Annotated in this window: 12 protein-coding genes; 8 read left to right on the forward strand and 4 right to left on the reverse strand. The window is 31.9% G+C overall.

Features of this window, described 5'->3' with window-relative positions:
* Positions 1 to 99 precede the first annotated feature (99 nt).
* The 6 genes from AC27L2_RS06675 (at position 100) to AC27L2_RS06700 (ending at position 8,354) form a co-directional block, all read left to right on the forward strand.
* Complete coding sequence (locus tag AC27L2_RS06675) at positions 100 to 1,071, forward strand: aldo/keto reductase (RefSeq protein ID WP_487210936.1); 972 nt, start codon at positions 100 to 102, stop codon at positions 1,069 to 1,071.
* 40 nt (positions 1,072 to 1,111) lie between these two features.
* Entirely contained in the window at positions 1,112 to 3,301 is a 2,190-nt protein-coding gene (locus AC27L2_RS06680; protein WP_487210937.1) for a S9 family peptidase, read from the forward strand.
* 30 nt (positions 3,302 to 3,331) lie between these two features.
* Entirely contained in the window at positions 3,332 to 3,802 is a 471-nt protein-coding gene (locus AC27L2_RS06685) for an alanyl-tRNA editing protein (protein ID WP_487210938.1), read from the forward strand.
* 6 nt (positions 3,803 to 3,808) lie between these two features.
* A complete protein-coding gene (locus tag AC27L2_RS06690; RefSeq protein WP_487210939.1) occupies positions 3,809 to 4,135 on the forward strand; it encodes a thioredoxin family protein in 327 nt (108 codons plus the stop codon).
* Positions 4,136 to 4,752: 617 nt separating this feature from the next.
* The gene (locus AC27L2_RS06695; RefSeq protein ID WP_487210940.1) at positions 4,753 to 7,374 is read left to right on the forward strand and encodes a valine--tRNA ligase; all 2,622 of its coding nucleotides are present in this window, start codon (positions 4,753 to 4,755) and stop codon (positions 7,372 to 7,374) included.
* Positions 7,375 to 7,388: 14 nt separating this feature from the next.
* Positions 7,389 to 8,354, forward strand: a complete 966-nt coding sequence (locus tag AC27L2_RS06700; RefSeq protein ID WP_487210942.1) for a pyridoxal-phosphate dependent enzyme — start codon at positions 7,389 to 7,391, stop codon at positions 8,352 to 8,354.
* Between the two features lie 77 nt (positions 8,355 to 8,431).
* On the opposite strand, the gene glnA is transcribed toward AC27L2_RS06700, so the two are convergent.
* The 3 genes from glnA to AC27L2_RS06715 form a co-directional block, all read right to left on the reverse strand.
* A complete protein-coding gene (gene glnA / locus AC27L2_RS06705; RefSeq protein ID WP_487210943.1) occupies positions 8,432 to 9,859 on the reverse strand; it encodes a type I glutamate--ammonia ligase in 1,428 nt (475 codons plus the stop codon).
* Positions 9,860 to 9,871: 12 nt separating this feature from the next.
* Entirely contained in the window at positions 9,872 to 10,318 is a 447-nt protein-coding gene (locus AC27L2_RS06710) for an Lrp/AsnC family transcriptional regulator (RefSeq protein WP_487210944.1), read from the reverse strand.
* A 114-nt stretch (positions 10,319 to 10,432) separates the two neighbouring features.
* Entirely contained in the window at positions 10,433 to 11,572 is a 1,140-nt protein-coding gene (locus AC27L2_RS06715) for a 4-phosphoerythronate dehydrogenase (RefSeq protein WP_487210945.1), read from the reverse strand.
* 215 nt (positions 11,573 to 11,787) lie between these two features.
* Here AC27L2_RS06715 and aspS point away from each other — a divergent pair, with 215 nt between their 5' ends.
* Both aspS and AC27L2_RS06725 read left to right on the forward strand, forming a co-directional pair.
* Entirely contained in the window at positions 11,788 to 13,554 is a 1,767-nt protein-coding gene (gene aspS / locus AC27L2_RS06720; protein WP_487210946.1) for an aspartate--tRNA ligase, read from the forward strand.
* A 317-nt stretch (positions 13,555 to 13,871) separates the two neighbouring features.
* Positions 13,872 to 15,701, forward strand: coding sequence for an ATP-binding protein (locus AC27L2_RS06725; protein WP_487210947.1), 1,830 nt, complete (start codon positions 13,872 to 13,874; stop codon positions 15,699 to 15,701).
* Between the two features lie 6 nt (positions 15,702 to 15,707).
* Here AC27L2_RS06725 and AC27L2_RS06730 read toward each other — a convergent pair whose 3' ends face one another.
* Positions 15,708 to 17,384 carry a capsule assembly Wzi family protein gene (locus tag AC27L2_RS06730; RefSeq protein ID WP_487210948.1) on the reverse strand — a complete coding sequence of 559 codons (1,677 nt, stop codon included), beginning with the start codon at positions 17,382 to 17,384 and terminating at the stop codon, positions 15,708 to 15,710.
* Positions 17,385 to 17,426 lie beyond the last annotated feature (42 nt).

A 17,426-nucleotide genomic window follows, 5' to 3' on the forward strand; every position in this document is an offset into this window, starting at 1 on the left:
CAAATATATATTTCATATTATTGAAATGAGAATAAACATGTGTTAAAAAAATATTGTTTTTATATTTTTGCTAATAAACAAAAAAGAAAGGGAATCAAAATGGAATACACTTACTTAGGCAGAACTGGATTAAAAGTAAGCCGACTTTGTTTAGGAACCATGAATTTTGGTCCTTACACAAGTGAAGAAGAAAGTTTTAAAATTATGAGTCGTGCACTCGAACTTGGAATAAATTTTTTTGACACAGCAAATGTTTACGGTTGGGAAAAGGGCGTTGGTTTTACAGAACAAATAATAGGCAGATGGCTTTCTGAAGATAAAAGCAGAAGAGATAAAATTGTTCTTGCTACAAAGGTCTATGGCAAAATGGGAGATGGACCAAATGATTCAAAGCTTTCTGCTTATCACATAAGAAAAGCTTGTGAAGATAGTTTAAGAAGACTACAAACAGACCACATTGATTTATATCAGATGCATCATATTGACCGCAACACTCCATGGGAAGAGATTTATCAGGCAATGGAACAGCTTATGAGAGAAGGTAAAATAATTTATGTAGGAAGTTCTAACTTTGCTGCATGGAATCTTGTTGAAGCACATTATAAAGCAAAAGAAAGAAATTTTCTTGGTATTGTTTCTGAACAAAGTATTTATAGTTTAAGAAACAGACATATCGAGCTTGAAGTAATTCCCGCCTGTAAAGCACTTGGAATAGGATTAATTCCGTGGAGTCCATTAGGCGGCGGAATTTTATGCGGAGTTTTAGAAGGAGTAAAAGAAGGAAGAAGAACAAGAGAAGCCTTACAAAAATCTGTTGAAAAATTGCGCCCTCAACTTGAAGCCTATGAAAAATTATGCAAAGAAATTAATCAAAAGCCGGCTGATGTTGCACTTGCCTGGGTTTTAAGCAATCCTGCAGTTACATCGCCAATCATTGGTCCAAGAACATTAGAGCAGCTTGAAGAAAATGTAAAAGCACTTGAATTAAAATTAACTGATGATGTATTGAAAAAATTAGATGAAATCTGGCCTGGACCAGGCAATCAGGCTCCAGAGGCTTATGCATGGTAAAATTTAATTAAATAGATTTTTCATTTAACACAGGTGCAGCATGAAATTCAAAATTTTCTTTTTAGTAATTCTTGTTTTAATTCAGAATAATTTATTTGCACAAAACAGGAATCTTACTTATAAACAGGTTTATAATTTTGCAGAACCTCGATTAACAAAACCGCTGCCTCAGTTAAAAGGCTGGCTTGATGATAATCATTATCTTGAAGTTAAATCAGATTCATCAAAATCTATTTTTCAACCAGTCCTGATGAAAGTAAATGTAAAAGACGGCTCTTCTGAAATTTTTATTGATTACAGAAAAATAAATGAAAATCTCCCAAAAGGTTTTGATGTTGAAGATGCAATTGTATCTTCTGATTATAATGGATTTTTATTCAATGAAAAAAATGATTTGTATTACTATTCATACAAAGAAAATAAATTCTTACAATTAACAAAAGATACACTTGAAGAAAAAAATCCAAAATTTTCTTCAGACGGGAAAAAAATTGCTTATACAAAAAACAACAATCTTTATGTATTTGATTTAGAAAAACAAAAAGAAATACAGCTTACATTTGATGGCAGCAATTTAATTTACAATGGCTGGGCATCTTGGGTTTATTATGAAGAAATACTTGGCAGAGCAAGTCGTTATGCTGCATTCTGGTGGTCGCCAAAGAATGATAAAATTTGTTTTCTAAGATTTGATGATTCTCCTGTTCCAGAATTCCCGCTCTATCGAGCTGACGGACAACACGGTTCACTCGAAATTCAGCATTATCCTAAAGCAGGCGACCCAAATCCAAAAGTTAAATTTGGCATTGTTGATTTGAATAACCTAAAAATTATCTGGGCAGATTTTGATGAGAATATTGACCAATACATTGCATGGCCATTCTGGACTTCTGACGGCAAGCTTACAATTCAATGGATGAACAGAGCTCAAGACAATATTAAAATTTATTTTGTCGATACATCAACTGGGAAATTGAATGAACTCTACAACGAAACACAAAAGACATGGGTTGAATGGTTTGAAGATTTATATTTCCTCAAAAACAACAAAGGATTTTTATTAAGAACTTCTGTTGACGGCTGGTATCATCTTTATTATTATGATATGAACGGAAAGCTCAAGCAAAAATTAACAGACAGCAATTTAACTGTTCTTGATATAGCATTTGTGGATGAATCAAAAGAAAAAGTTTATTTTCATGGATGGAATGAGAACTCAACCGAAAAACATTTATTTGTTGTAAATCTGAATGGAAAAGGACTTAAACAAATTACATCAGTTGAAGGAACTCACACATGCACAATTTCTCCAAGTGCAAAATTTTTTTACGACAGATTCAGTAACATTAATACTCCAACCAAAATTGATTTATGCACAATTGATGGGAAAAAAATTAAAACTCTTGGCGATTCAAAAAATTCTATTATGAATGAATATAAACTTGCAAAAGTAGAAATGTTTAGAATACCAACTGAAGATGGATATCAACTTCCTGCAATTTGGTATTTGCCACCAGACTTTGATGAAAACAAAAAATATCCTGTAATATTTTCAATTTATGGCGGACCTGGAACACCAACTGTTCGAAATTCTTTTCCATACTTTATGGAACCATATTATCTTGCTCAAAACGGAATAATTTATATTTCAGTTGACCATCGCGGCTCTGGACACTTTGGCAAAAAAGGAATTGATTTAATGCATCGTAATCTTGGCAAATGGGAAATGCATGATTATATCGAAGCTGTAAAATGGCTTAAGAAAAAATCATTTATCGATACTACAAAAATTGCAATCAACGGTGGAAGTTATGGAGGCTATGTAACTGCGCTCGCTCTAACTTATGGTTCAAATTACTTCAATTATGGAATTGCAGAATTTGGTGTTATGGACTGGCATCTTTATGATAATGTTTACACAGAAAGATATATGGACACACCAAAAGAAAATGAAGAAGGTTATAAAAATTCTTCTGTTCTTAATTATGTAAAAAATTATAAAGGTAAATTATTAATAACACACGGCACAATGGACGACAATGTTCACATGCAAAATTCAATTCAATTAATTTATGAATTACAAAAACTCAATAAAGATTTTGAAATGATGATTTATCCAAATGCGCGTCATGGTATTACAATGCCTTTGAGAAATCATGCATTGAAATTGAAAACTCAGTTCTGGTTTAAATATTTGCTCGGCAAAGAACTTGATATCGAAAAAGATTAGAAATTTATTAATCAAAAAACGAGAACAAAAATGGAATACAATGTAAATCCAAAAGAATATTATCCTCCAATGCATTCTGCAGAACATCTTTTGAATGGAACAATGGATAAAATGTTTAATTGTGGAAGAGCATTCAGTGCTCACATTGAAAAGAAAAAATCAAAGTGTGACTATCACTTCAACAGAAATTTAACAGAAGAGGAAATTAAAACAATAGAAGAAAAAATTAATTCACTTATTGAAGAAGATTTGCCAATTACAGAAGAATTTATGAAACGAGAAGAAGCAGCAAAATATTTCAGTCTTCATCGTCTTCCAGAAGAAGCAGGCGATATTCTTCGTGTAATTAAAATTGGTGATTATGATAAATGTTTATGCAGCGGACCTCATGTTAAATCCACAAAAGAAATTGGCTCTTTCAAAATTGTTTCTACAAGTTATGAAAATGGAGTGTTGAGAATCAGATTTAAGATTAATGAAAATAAAAATTCGGAATCATAAACAACTATGAATAATGCTTTAACATTTGAAGAAGCGACTCAATATTTTAGAACTCATAAAATTGTTCTTGCATATTTCAGCACGGATGATTGTAATGTTTGCAAAGTTCTAAAACCAAAAGTAAAAGAGTTAATTGAAAATGAATTTCCGATGATAAATTTTCTTTACATAAATGTTGAAGAATCAAAAGAAACTGCAGCACAATACAGCATATTTACGGTTCCAACAATTATTTTGTTTATAGAAGGGAAAGAACACATAAGAAAATCTCGATACATAAATTTAGAAGAATTGAAAAGTGAAATAGATAGATTTTATAGTCTAATCTATTAAAAAGAATTTGAGAAATTCTTTTAATTTACCTGGTAGCTTCGTTCAAAAACATTTTTACTTTTTGATTTTTCCTGATTTAATCTGTCATTGCAAATCGTGATGAATTTTGTTAGGATGAAGCAATCCCAAAAATTTTATTTCTCACAAAGTTGCAAAGCCGCAAAGTTTTTCTTTGCATCTCTTATCCTTTGCGTCTTCGCGTGAAATTATTTTAAGATTATTCTTTCATGACTTATTCACTTGTGTCATTCTTGGGTCCGACAAAGGCGAACGAAGAATCCCAAAATAAAAATAAAGCAATCAAGTCTTTCTGAGCGAAGCGAAGAACCTAAAAAAATAATGAAGTAAAAATCATCCCGCAAAAGGCGGACGAAAAATCTCTTAATAATCTTTGCGAACTTTGCGGTTTAATAAATTTTAACCGCTGAGAACGCAGAGAAGGCGCAAAGATTTACAAATCAAATATTTAAGAAACCAAGCTTCTTAAAACCCAGTTTGTAATAATCTAAAATCACAGAAACATTAATAAATTCATTACTTACAAAATTTCTTCAAATGTAAAAACGAAATGCTTTTCTTATATTTGCATTTAATTTTCAGAATAAGTTGAGTTACAAATGCGTCCTAAAAGTCTTTCTGATATTCCAAAAGCTTATAATCCAAAAGATGTTGAAGACAAATGGTATAAATACTGGTATGACCATAATCTTTATCATTCAGAAGTTGACGAAACAAAAACTCCATACACAATTGTAATTCCTCCCCCAAACATTACAGGCATACTTCATATTGGACATATTCTTAATAACACTCTGCAGGATATTTACATTCGTTATAAACGAATGAAAGGATTTAATGCCTGTTGGGTTCCGGGGATTGACCATGCATCAATTGCAACTGAAGCAAAAGTAGTTGCAATGCTTAAAGAAAGACATATCACAAAAGATAAGATTTCGCGTGAAGAATTCTTAAGATATTGCTATGAATGGAAAGAAAAATATGGCGGAATAATTTTTCAACAATTAAGAAAACTTGGAGTAAGCTGCGACTGGCAGCGTGAACGTTTTACAATGGATGACCACTACTACCGAAAAGTAATTGAAGCTTTTGTTCGACTTTACAAAGAAGGCTACATCTATCGTGGATACAGAATGGTAAACTGGGACCCTGCTTCAAAATCTGCTATTTCTGATGAAGAAGTTTTTTATAAAGAAGTAAAAGGAAAACTCTGGTATTTGAAATATCCAGTAAAGGGTTCTAATGAATTTATTATTGTTGCAACTACTCGACCCGAAACAATGCTTGGCGATACCGGAGTTGCAGTTAATCCAGCAGATGAAAGATATAAACATTTAATTGGCAAAAAAGTTATTCTTCCAATCGTTGGAAGAGAAATTCCAATTTTTGCTGATGAATATGTTGATATGACTTTTGGAACTGGTGCGGTAAAAGTAACTCCTGCTCACGATGTTAATGATTATGATATGGGATTAAGACATAATCTTGAAATAATTAACATCTTCAACGAAGATGCTACAACAAATGGAAATGTTCCCTTTGAGTTTCAGGGATTGGATAGATACGAGGCAAGAAAAAAAGTTATTGATAGATTCATAGAATTAGGATTACTCCATAAAGAAGAAGATTATGTAACTAAAGTCGGTTACTCACAGAGAGGTAATGTTCCTATCGAACCATATCTTTCAGAACAATGGTTCATGAGAATGAAAGAATTAGCTGAACCGGCATTAAGAGTTGTTCTTGAAGGAAAAATCAAATTCCATCCGGAACACTGGATTAAAACATACGAACACTGGATGACAAATATTAAAGACTGGTGCATCTCCCGTCAATTATGGTGGGGGCATAGAATTCCAGTTTGGTATCACAAAGAAACCGGCGAAATTTATTGTGAAGTTGACCCTCCAAAAGATATTGAAAATTGGCGTCAGGATGATGATGTGCTTGACACATGGGCATCGAGCTGGTTATGGGCTCAAGATGTTTTTACTAATGAACGTGACCAAAAATATTATTATCCAACAGACCTTCTTGTTACTGCTCCAGATATAATCTTCTTCTGGGTTGCAAGAATGATAATTGCCGGCATGCATTTTATGAATGAAATTCCATTCAAAGATGTTTACTTCACAAGCACTGTGCGCGATACTCAAGGCAGAAAGATGAGTAAATCACTTGGCAATTCACCTGACCCGCTCGATCTGATTAATGAATATGGTGCTGATGCTCTGAGATTTACTATGACTTACATTTCTCCACTTGGTCAAGATGTTTACTTCAGCAATGAAATGGTCGAAATTGGAAGAAACTTTGCAAATAAAATTTGGAATGCCGGAAGATTCTTATTGATGAACGCTCAAAACATTAAAATAGATTTATCGCTTAAAGATAAACATATTGATTTTACTGATAGATGGATTTATTCTCGTTTCCACAAAACAATTAAAGAATTCACCAATGCAATAGATAACTTCGAAGTTAATTCGGCATCAAAAATTATTTATTCTTATGTATGGAATGACTTCTGTGATTGGTATGTTGAACTTTCAAAATATAGATTATATCACGGCAGTGACGAAGAAAAATCTGCTCTTTTAACAAGAGCAATTCTATTGTATGAAGAAATGCTGAAGCTCGTTCATCCATTTATGCCATTTATTACAGAAGAAATTTGGCAAATGCTTGATGAAAGAAAAGAGGGCGAAAGTATTTCTATTACTTCTTTCCCTGAATTCAATGAAAAAATGATTGATGAGGAAGCCGAAAAAGAAATTGAGTTCGTTCAAAATATTGTTACTGCAATCAGAAATATTCGCGGAGAAATGAACATACCTCCAGCTAAACAAATCAATGTTTATCTTAAAACAGATAAAATTACTGAAGAGCAAAGTAAATACATAAAATCCCTTGTAAAAATTGAACAATTAATAATTGATTCTGAAATTCAAAAACCGAAAGCAAGTGCATCTGCGGTTGTAAAAGGTTGCGATATTTTTGTGCCTCTTGAAGGTTTGATTGATATAAATGTTGAACGACAGAGAATTCAAAAAGAAATTGCGCGATTAACTTCTTCTCTTGAATCAGTAAAGAAAAAATTATCCAACGAAAGTTTTGTTACAAAAGCTCCACCAGATGTAATTGAAAGAGAAAAAAATAAATTAAATGACTGGCAGAAAGCTCTTGAAAAACTTCAGAACATTTTAGCAGATTTGAATTAGTCATTTTAAATAAAATGTTTTTACAAGAAGAGCCTTCGAATCAGGATATAATTCAAGCTCATGAAAGAATAAAAAATTATATCCACAAAACTCCTATATTAACATCAAGTTCGATTAATTCTTTATTCGGCTGCAATCTATTTTTCAAGTGCGAAAATTTTCAAAAGATTGGTGCGTTTAAAATCAGAGGAGCAAGTAATGCCGTTCTCTCGTTAACTGATGATGAAATTAAAAATGGAATTGCAACTCATTCATCAGGAAATCATGCTGCTGCAATAGCATTTTCAGCAAAAATTCGAAATGTGCTATCTTACATTGTAATGCCTCGCACAGCATTAAGTTCTAAAAAGAAAGCAGTTGAAACTTACGGTGGAAAAATTATTTACTGTGAACCCAATCTTAAATCAAGAGAAGAAACTTTGAATGAATTAATCAAAAAAACTAATGCTGTATTTATTCATTCTTATGATAATTATTCCGTAATAGCAGGACAAGCAACTTGTGCAAAAGAAATTTTCGAAGAACTTTCTGACAAATTTAAAATCGATTTTATAATTGCTCCTGTTGGAGGCGGTGGATTATTAAGCGGAACTTCTTTGAGTACAAAATATTTTTACCCTTATGCAAAAGTAATTGGAGCTGAACCTAAAGGAGCTGACGATGCTTTTCGTTCATTTCGTGACAATACAATTTATCCTTCCGTGAATACTCAAACAATTTGCGATGGTTTGTTAACCCAGCTTTCCGAGAAAACTTTCTCTATAATCAAAAAAAATGTTTATAAAATTTTAACAGCAGAAGAAGATTCAATAATTTTCTGCATGAAATTAATATGGGAAAGAATGAAAATAATTGTTGAACCATCAAGTGCAGTTGCTCTTGCAGTAGTATGGGATAACAGGGAAGAATTTCTCAATAAAAATATTGTAATCATAATTTCTGGCGGGAATGTAGATTTAGATAAATTTTTTCTGTACTAAATAAATTTTGAATTACAAATAAAAAAGCCTGACTGAAGAGAAAATTCTTCGTCAGGCTTTTAATGTTAGATTACTGATTAAACATCAAAGTATTGTTCGAATTCGAATGGATGAGGACGAAGTGCCATCGGTTTAATTTCTTTTTCTATTTTATAATTTATCCATGCATTAATTACATCCTCTGTAAATACATCACCTTTGAGCAAATATTCATGGTCATCTGCAAGAGCTTTTAATGCTGCATCCAAAGAACCGGGAGTTGACGGCACATTCTTCAATTCTTCAGGCGACATGTCATAAATATCTTTGTCTAATGGTTCGCCTGGATCAATTCTATTTATAACTCCATCAAGACCAGCCATTAAAATTGCCGAGAAAGCAAGATATGGATTGCTTGATGGGTCTGGGCAACGGAACTCTATTCTCTTTGATTTTGGAGAAGGTGAATACATTGGAATTCTTATAGAAGCACTTCTATTTCTTTGAGAATATGCAAGATTAACCGGGGCTTCGAAACCTGGAACAAGTCTCTTATAAGAATTTGTAGTTGGATTTGTAAATGCAAGAAGTGAAGGTGCATGTTTTAACAAGCCGCCAATAAAATACAAAGCTGTTTCACTTAATCCAGCATAGCCACCGCCTGCAAATAATGGTTTATCTTTCAACCACAAACTAACATGAACATGCATGCCGCTTCCGTTATCACCAAAAATTGGCTTAGGCATATATGTAACAGTTTTATTGTGTTTTCTTGCTGTATTTTTTACGATGTATTTGAACATTAGTAATTGGTCGGCAGCTCTTAATAATGGTTGAAATTTCATATCAATTTCGCATTGACCGCCGCTTGCAACTTCATGATGTTGAGCTTCTACTTCGATTCCAACTTTGATTAAATTCTGAACCATTTCATTTCTTAAGTCCATTAACTTATCGGTTGGAGGAACAGGGAAATAACCTTCTTTATAACGAGGTTTATAACCAAGATTTGGATTTTCTTCTCTTCCAGAATTCCATTTTCCTTCAATAGAATCTATTTGATAAAATGCAAAGTTTGGTCCTGAATCAAAGCGAACATCATCAAAAACGAAAAATTCAGCTTCGGGACCAAAATAAGATGTATCTGCAATGCCAGTAGATTTCAAATAAGCTTCTGCTTTTTGTGCAATGTTTCTTGGACAGCGGGCATATTTTTCTTTTGTGATTGGTTCATATACATCACAAATTAAAGATAAAGTTGGTGCTTCAATGAAGGGGTCTACAAACATTGTTGTTGGGTCTGGAATAATTAACATATCACTTTCATTTATACTTTTCCAGCCCCTGATTGATGAACCATCAAATCCAAAGCCGCTTTCGAATGATGATTCATCCAGCTGATTTGCAGGAACAGTGAAATGCTGCCACTGTCCAGGAAAATCCATGAATTTGAAATCAATGAATTCGATTTTATTATCTTTGATAAAAGATAATACCTTTTCAATAGGTGATTCAGTTTTACCCATTTTAGTTACTCCTTAGATGTTTATTTTTGTTGTTTCTTTGATTGTTGATAATACAAAATTTGTAACTGTTCTCGTTACACCCTGCCAGGATTGAATTTTGCTTAAAAGCTGTTCCAGCGATTTTGTATCTTTTACAACAGCCTTAAGTATGTGAGAACCCTCTCCCAGAATTGCATGGCATTCCAATATTTCTGGTGTCTTTTTAACATGTTCAATTAATTTTTCATAATTTTTTGATGAATCCATAAAAACAACTATAAAAACCATAATATCATAACCAAACACATGACGATTCAATTTTGCATAATAACCCTCGATTACATTATTGTCTTCAAGTTTTTTTAATCTTTCGCTAAGCGAAGGCAATGATAAGCCAATAAGCTCAGCCAATTCACTTCTTTTTGTTCTGCCATTTTCCTGGAGCTTTTTAAGTATGGAAATATCTAATTCGTCTATCATATTTGCTCTTATTTTTTTAGGTAATTTGTAAATTATGGTTTAAAATATAAGGCAATACAAAGAAATTTGCAAATATTTTTTATAGGCGGGCTGATTTTTTCGCTTTTCTGCTTGTTATAAAATTCTAAATCTCAATGTCTCTAAAATCTTTTTTATTGTTTCATTTTCATTGCTTATTAATTGAATTGAGTAATTATTAAACTCTCTTCTTATTCTGTAATGCTTTCTTAAGCTGTCAAAATATTTTCCAAGTTCATCAGGATTATAATTTTTTGCTTTTTTCAAAAGCAGGCTGTCCTCATTTATATCATAAACTTTTTTGCAAATCTTATTTAATAATTCTTCAATCTGTTCACTTGGTTCAATAGTGATAACTGAATTTTCTACTTTACTTAATACTGGCTGCCATGATGGTTTGACATTCATGTAATCACAAAATTTATTATAAATAAAAACCGTGCTGTTAATTTTTCCTTCATAAGAATAACCTGCTATATGAGGAGTTCCAATATTTACCAATTCAAGAAGTTGAGTATCAATCTTTGGTTCATCTTCCCAAACATCAAGAACTGTGATTAACTCTTTTTTTTCGAGTAATCTTTTTTTAAGAATCTTATTATCAACAACAGGTCCACGTGAAGTATTAATTAACAATGCTCCTTCTTTTATCAATTCAATATTATTTTCATCTAACAGATGAAAAGTTTTATCAATCCCACTTTTATTTAGCGGAACATGAAATGTTACAACATCGCAGGCGAGAGCTTCATCTAAAGAACAAAATTCTTCGGGATATCCTTCTCTTTGAAGAGGCGGGTCATTAATCAAAACTTTAAATCCGAGTGCACGAGTAAACTTAGCTACTTTTTTCCCAATGTTGCCGTATCCAATAATTCCAATTGAGCTTTCATTAAATTTTTTATTTAATTCAGAAAATAAAAAGGTAACAGCACATAAAACATATTCAGCTACAGAATATGCATTGCAGCCGGCTGCATCTGCAAATGCAATATTTTTTTCTTTCAGATAATCTTTGTCTATGTGGTCCGTTCCAATTGTTGCAGTAGCTACAAATTTAATATTGGTATTATCAAGCAAATCTTTGTTCACTTTTGTAACTGAGCGCACAAGAAGAACATCAGCATCTTTCAAATCTTTATTCGTAATTGACCTTCCAGCAAGCAGTTTTACTTCACCAAAAGCACCAAATGCTTCTTTAACCTGAGGAATATTTTCGTCTGCAACTATTAACATTTTTATAATTCCTAAAAAAATTTATTTGTGAAGTTCAAATATAGAAATGTTATCAGCTTTATTAAATTTTATGAGAAAATTTTTTGATAGAGCTCATGATAATTAAATCTTCTTATTGAAAAGCTTTGAAAATTTGTAATCCCTTTAATATTTGTTTATTTTTGCCAAAATTTTTTGATTCCTCAACAAAAAAATCAAAGGAGCTCTTGGAAAAGATGAAATTCAAAAAACGAACACATACATGCGGTGAGCTTAGAGAATCGAACATCGGCGAAAATGTTGTATTAAACGGTTGGGTAGCAACCAGAAGAGATTTAGGAGGTGTAATTTTTATTGAATTAAGAGATAGATATGGAATTACTCAAGTTGTATTTGAACCAAGTCATAATGCAGAAGCACACGAACAGGCAAAAAAATTAAGAAGTGAATATGTAATTTCTGTTGAAGGTAAAGTAAGAAGAAGACCTGAAGGAACTGAAAATCCTGCTCTCGAAACAGGAAATATTGATGTTATGGCAGATAAACTTATTATTCTTAATCCTTCCGAAACTCCGCCCTTCCCAATTGAAGATAATATTGATGTGAGTGAAGACATTCGATTGAAATATCGATATCTCGACTTAAGAAGACCAGAAATGCAAAAGAATCTTTTGCTTCGACATAAAATGTATCAACTCACAAGAAAATATTTTGATTCTAATGGATTCATTGAAATAGAAACTCCTGTATTAATGAAAAGCACTCCTGAAGGTGCAAGAGATTTTCTTGTTCCAAGCAGATTACATAAAGGAAAATTTTATGCATTACCGCAGTCACCTCAAACCTATAAACAAATATTAATGGTTGCTGGATTTGACAGATATTTCCAAATTGTAAAATGTTTTAGAGATGAGGACTTAAGAGCCGACCGTCAGTATGAGTTTACTCAAATTGATGTTGAAATGTCCTTTGTTGATGTTGAAGATGTTCTGGAAATAGCTGAAGGATTAATGAAAATCTTTTTCAAAGAAATCTGGAACATTGACCTTCAAACTCCAATTCCTCGATTAACTTTTGATGAGGCAATGGAAAAATATGGAAGTGATAAACCAGATTTGAGATTTGACCTTCAACTAAAAACATTAAATGATGTTTTCAAAAATTCTGAATTCAGAGTTTTCAAAGAATCAATTTCTAAAAATGGAATTATTACAGGACTTGTTGCAGAAGGATGCGGAGATTATACAAGAAATCAATTAGATGGATTGACTGATTACGCAAAGAAATTAGGTGCAGGCGGTTTAATCTGGATGCGTGTCAAAGAAAATGATGTTGAGGCTCCTATTGCTAAGTTCTTAAGTGATGAAGAAAAAAAGAATTTAATTGCAGCTCTTCAAGCTAAACCAGGAGATTTAATACTGCTGCTTACAGGAGAGAGATTAAGAACACTTTCTATCATGGGCACATTACGACTCGAGATGGCAAAACGAATGAATTTAATTAAACCAGATGCAAAACCATCTCTTCTGTGGGTTACGGATTTTCCATTATTTGAATGGGACGAAGAAACAAAACGATACTATGCAATGCATCATCCTTTTACATCGCCAAGACTTGAAGATGTAGATTTGATGGAAACTGAACCACTGAAAGTAAAAGCTCGTGCTTATGATTTAGTATTAAATGGAAATGAAATTGCTGGCGGTAGCATTAGAATTCATAATGCTGATTTGCAGGCTAAGATGTTCAAAGTTCTTGGTATAGATGAAAATGAAGCCAAAGAAAAATTTGGATTCCTGATGAATGCATTTAAGTATGGCGCTCCGCCCCATGGCGGGATTGCTTTTGGTTTTGACAGACTTGTTATGCTTTTTGCTGGCAAATCTTCTATTCGCGATGTAATTGCATTTCCAAAAACTTCAAGCGGCATGTCTCTTATGGACGATTCGCCTTCCCATGTTGATGAATCACAATTAACAGAACTTCATATAAAAGTTAGATAAATTTTCAATTGAAGAAAGGTTGTTTGTTTTTATTAAACAAATGACCTTTCTTCATTAAAGAAAAATCAAAAAATTTCGATAATGTAGTAAAGAAAGTTGTCTTTTCTTCAATTATTCTTCTTAAAGTGAATTATTATGATTTATTGCTCATTAATTCCACTCATACATAAAATAGAGGGAAGTTCTTCCAGCCGGTGTTTTGCCCTCGACATCGGTTTCTCCACTTCCCTCTATCCCCAATTATGTTGATATTTTTAATTCCATTAGTATTTCAAAACAATTAATTTTATTTTTATTAGTAATTAATTAAATCAACAATGAAAGAATCACATAAATATAAAATTGGTTTGCTTTCTCATAACATTGATATAAATAAAGTAATCAGCCGCCACAAGTTAACTTTTGTTCTATTGTTGATAGGGTGGACTGCTGTAATTATTTTTTTCCTTTCATGGAAAATATCAGAACTCAATTCAACACATAATGAATTATTTTTGAACGAAGCCCGCACACTTGTTGAACAAGATACACTTTATTCAAATTGGATTATATCCAAGGGATGGGTTTATGTAAAAACTGATACTACTATTAAAAACTATCCTCACATCGTTTATCCTTCCTTAATGTATAAACAATTTCAAAAACAGTTAAAAGACAAAAACAAACTAATAATTAGATTAACTTCGTTAAACTCTGTCAATCCTGATTATAAAGCTGATAATTGGGAATCAAAATCATTCGAATATTTCAAGAAAGGGAAAAGTGAATTCTATTCTTTTGATACTCTTAATAACAATGAATACTTTCGATACATTATTCCATTAAAAATTAAGAAAGAATGTTTATCTTGTCATTCGGACCAAAAGATTGGAGAAATTAAAGGAGCTTACAGCATAGCAATTCTTTCTACTAATTACGACAAATATTATTATCATCAACTTAAAAATGATATAATTCTTCACCTATTGATTTGGTTCATCGGTTCATTTGCTTTCGTTTTTGTCTTTAGAAAGCTTTATTCATATTTGAAAGAAGTTAAATTGAGTCAAGAACAGTTTTATGAATTTCTTAACAATTCACCAATGAGTACATTTATCAAAGATGAAGAAGGAAATTTAGTTTACATGAATAAAATTGCAGAACAATATCTGCCGGAAAAGTTCAGAAATGGAAAATGGAAAGGATTAAAAGATTCAGATATTTGGGAACCCGAGATTGTTCAAAAACTTCGCGAGCATGATGCAGAAGTTCTTAACTCAATGCAGTCAAAAGTATTTGAAGAGATTATTATAAATGAAGGGAAAAAGTATGTATGGTTGACTCATAAATTTCCATTGAGAGATGCATCAAATGGAAAAGTTTATATTATTGGAATGGAGATTGACATAACAGAAAGAAAAGAAAAAGAAGAACAAATTAAAAAGTATTCCAAACAGCTTGAAGAATTAAACAAAAACAAAGACAAGTTCATTTCGGTTTTAGCTCACGATTTAAGAGGTCCATTTACACCAATTTTAGGTTACACTGAATTACTTGCTACAAGTGCTGAATACCTGACTTACCAGGAAATAAAAGAATATGCTCATAGTCTCGATGTTATTGTAAAAAATCAATTTCAGCTGTTGGAAAATGTTCTTGACTGGAGCCGACTCGAAGGAAACAGACTAAAAATTGAACCAAAAGAATTAAACTTATTTGATGAAGTAAAAAAAGTTCTTAATCTCTATCAGCCAATTTACAGTGATAAAGAAATTCAAATAATTGAGAAAGTTGATCCTGCTTATGAAATTATCACAGACCAGCATGCGCTAAATACTATTCTAAGAAATTTAATTTCTAATGCAATCAAATTTACTCCACGCAAAGGAACTATTCAGATTATTGCATCAAAAGAAAATGATGGTTATAAAATTAAAATTATAGATTCAGGAATAGGCATACCAAAAGAAAATCTTTCCAAAATTTTTGGCGGTGAATTTGGTTTTACAACAAGGGGAACAAATAACGAGAAGGGAACAGGACTTGGTTTAACAATTTGCAAAGAATTGGTTGAAAAACTTGGTGGTAAAATCTGGGTTGAAAGTGAAGTTGGAAAGGGAAGCACATTTACAATTGTTATTCCAAATATGAAAATCGAAAATCAATAATACTTATTAAAACTCAAGAGTCATTTTCAAATAAGCATAGCTCGAGTAGAATGATTTTTCTTTTGTAATATTTTTTTGAATCAAATAAGAATAATTCAAATCAAAGAATATTTCTCTAAAAGGTTCATAACGAAATCCAAGAGTAAAAATATCTTTATTTATTCTTTCGCCGTCTAAAAATTTTATGTGCTGTGCATCTATTCCATCTCTGAATGGTTGAAATGCATCTCCTCCTGCATTAAAGACTAAGTTGCCCTGAGCATCATAAATATTTTCACCTGAACGAATATGCTGATATTCAAACCTTCCTCTTAACTTTTCAGAAAAGTTATATGAAAGTTTAGAATAAATTTCATCTGCATTTGGTCCAATTCTATGTCCAAGTAATTCACCATGTGCAGTGTATGAATTTTTAATGTTAGTATGGCTATAAACATAAGGACGAATTTTTGTGTATTCCAGTACTAATGATAAATCATTAATTGAAAATGGTGAATACCAGAAAGCTCCAATTTGATATGCAGTTTTATTTGAATATAATTCTAAATCCTGAAGATGTGAAAGAATATTTTCATCAAGAAAAAATGTAGCTTGAATTTCGAGATTTTTAAGAAAGTCCGATTGAAAATCTAAGAAGAGAACCCCATTGTCCCTATCCTGAAGCGACATCTCTTCGAATTTATAAAATGCAAAAGGATTTAGATATGCAAGGTCAATTCCTCTTCCAGTGTAAATAACTGCTTCTCCAATGCCCGCTTCGAACAAATCTTTGAATGAAAATTTCAATTTGTTGTATGCATAAAATTTTGTGTAATTAAGAGAGCGATCAACATGAAATTCGCCAACTGTAGTTGCATGAAGAGAAGAAAAACTAATTATGCCATAATTAAAATCCATTTTAATAAAATCGAGATAAGGATGGTCGCCAGAAAGAACTAATTTGCTTCCATAACCATAACCTAATTTTATTTTTTCTCTTCCTATCTGAAATGATAATTTCATTTTATCAATTGGTTCGTTGAAGTATCTTAAGTATCCTTCAGTAAAATCATAGTTGCCGATATTTTCAATGTTTTCGTAGAATTTAAAATTGTATCTTAATCTTGGATCGAATGTAGTAGCATAATTTTGAGAACCTGCAACTCCTCCTTTCTGAACAGTCAAATTATAACCAAGTTTATCGAACAGAGTGCCGCGAAGCCTAAAGCCAATATCAAACAATTCTGAGTTATTGATTTCAGGTTTTAAATTTTGTCCATGCAATGCTCTTCCAAGCATTTCGAGATATAGGTTTGCTTTCTCTTCTCGGTAAGCATAAATGTATTTTATTTTATTTGAAAAAATATCAAGCAAGTCTTTTGAAAATATTTCTGAATAACCTGCAAACTGCATTGTGTTTGTTGAATCGGCTAAATCATCATAAAATTCATCCTGATATTTTTTTAACAATCTTTTCTCCGTATCACTTAACAAATTAAATTTGGCTTGAATTTCTTCAAGATGATTTCGAACTTCTGCCCTTGACATTACTGGATTATCATCATGAATATTCTGTAATATTTTTTTCACTTTCATTTCTTTAAGAAAAACATAAACATCATGTTCAATTGGAACATTTTCCTGCTGTGCATAAAATGTTGATGACAAAAAAAGAAGCAGAAGGAGAAATAATTTTAATTTCATAACATTCAACATAAATTTTGTGATTAGTAAAAAATAATTTTT

The sequence above is a fragment of the Rosettibacter sp. KY25 genome (assembly GCF_057554405.1).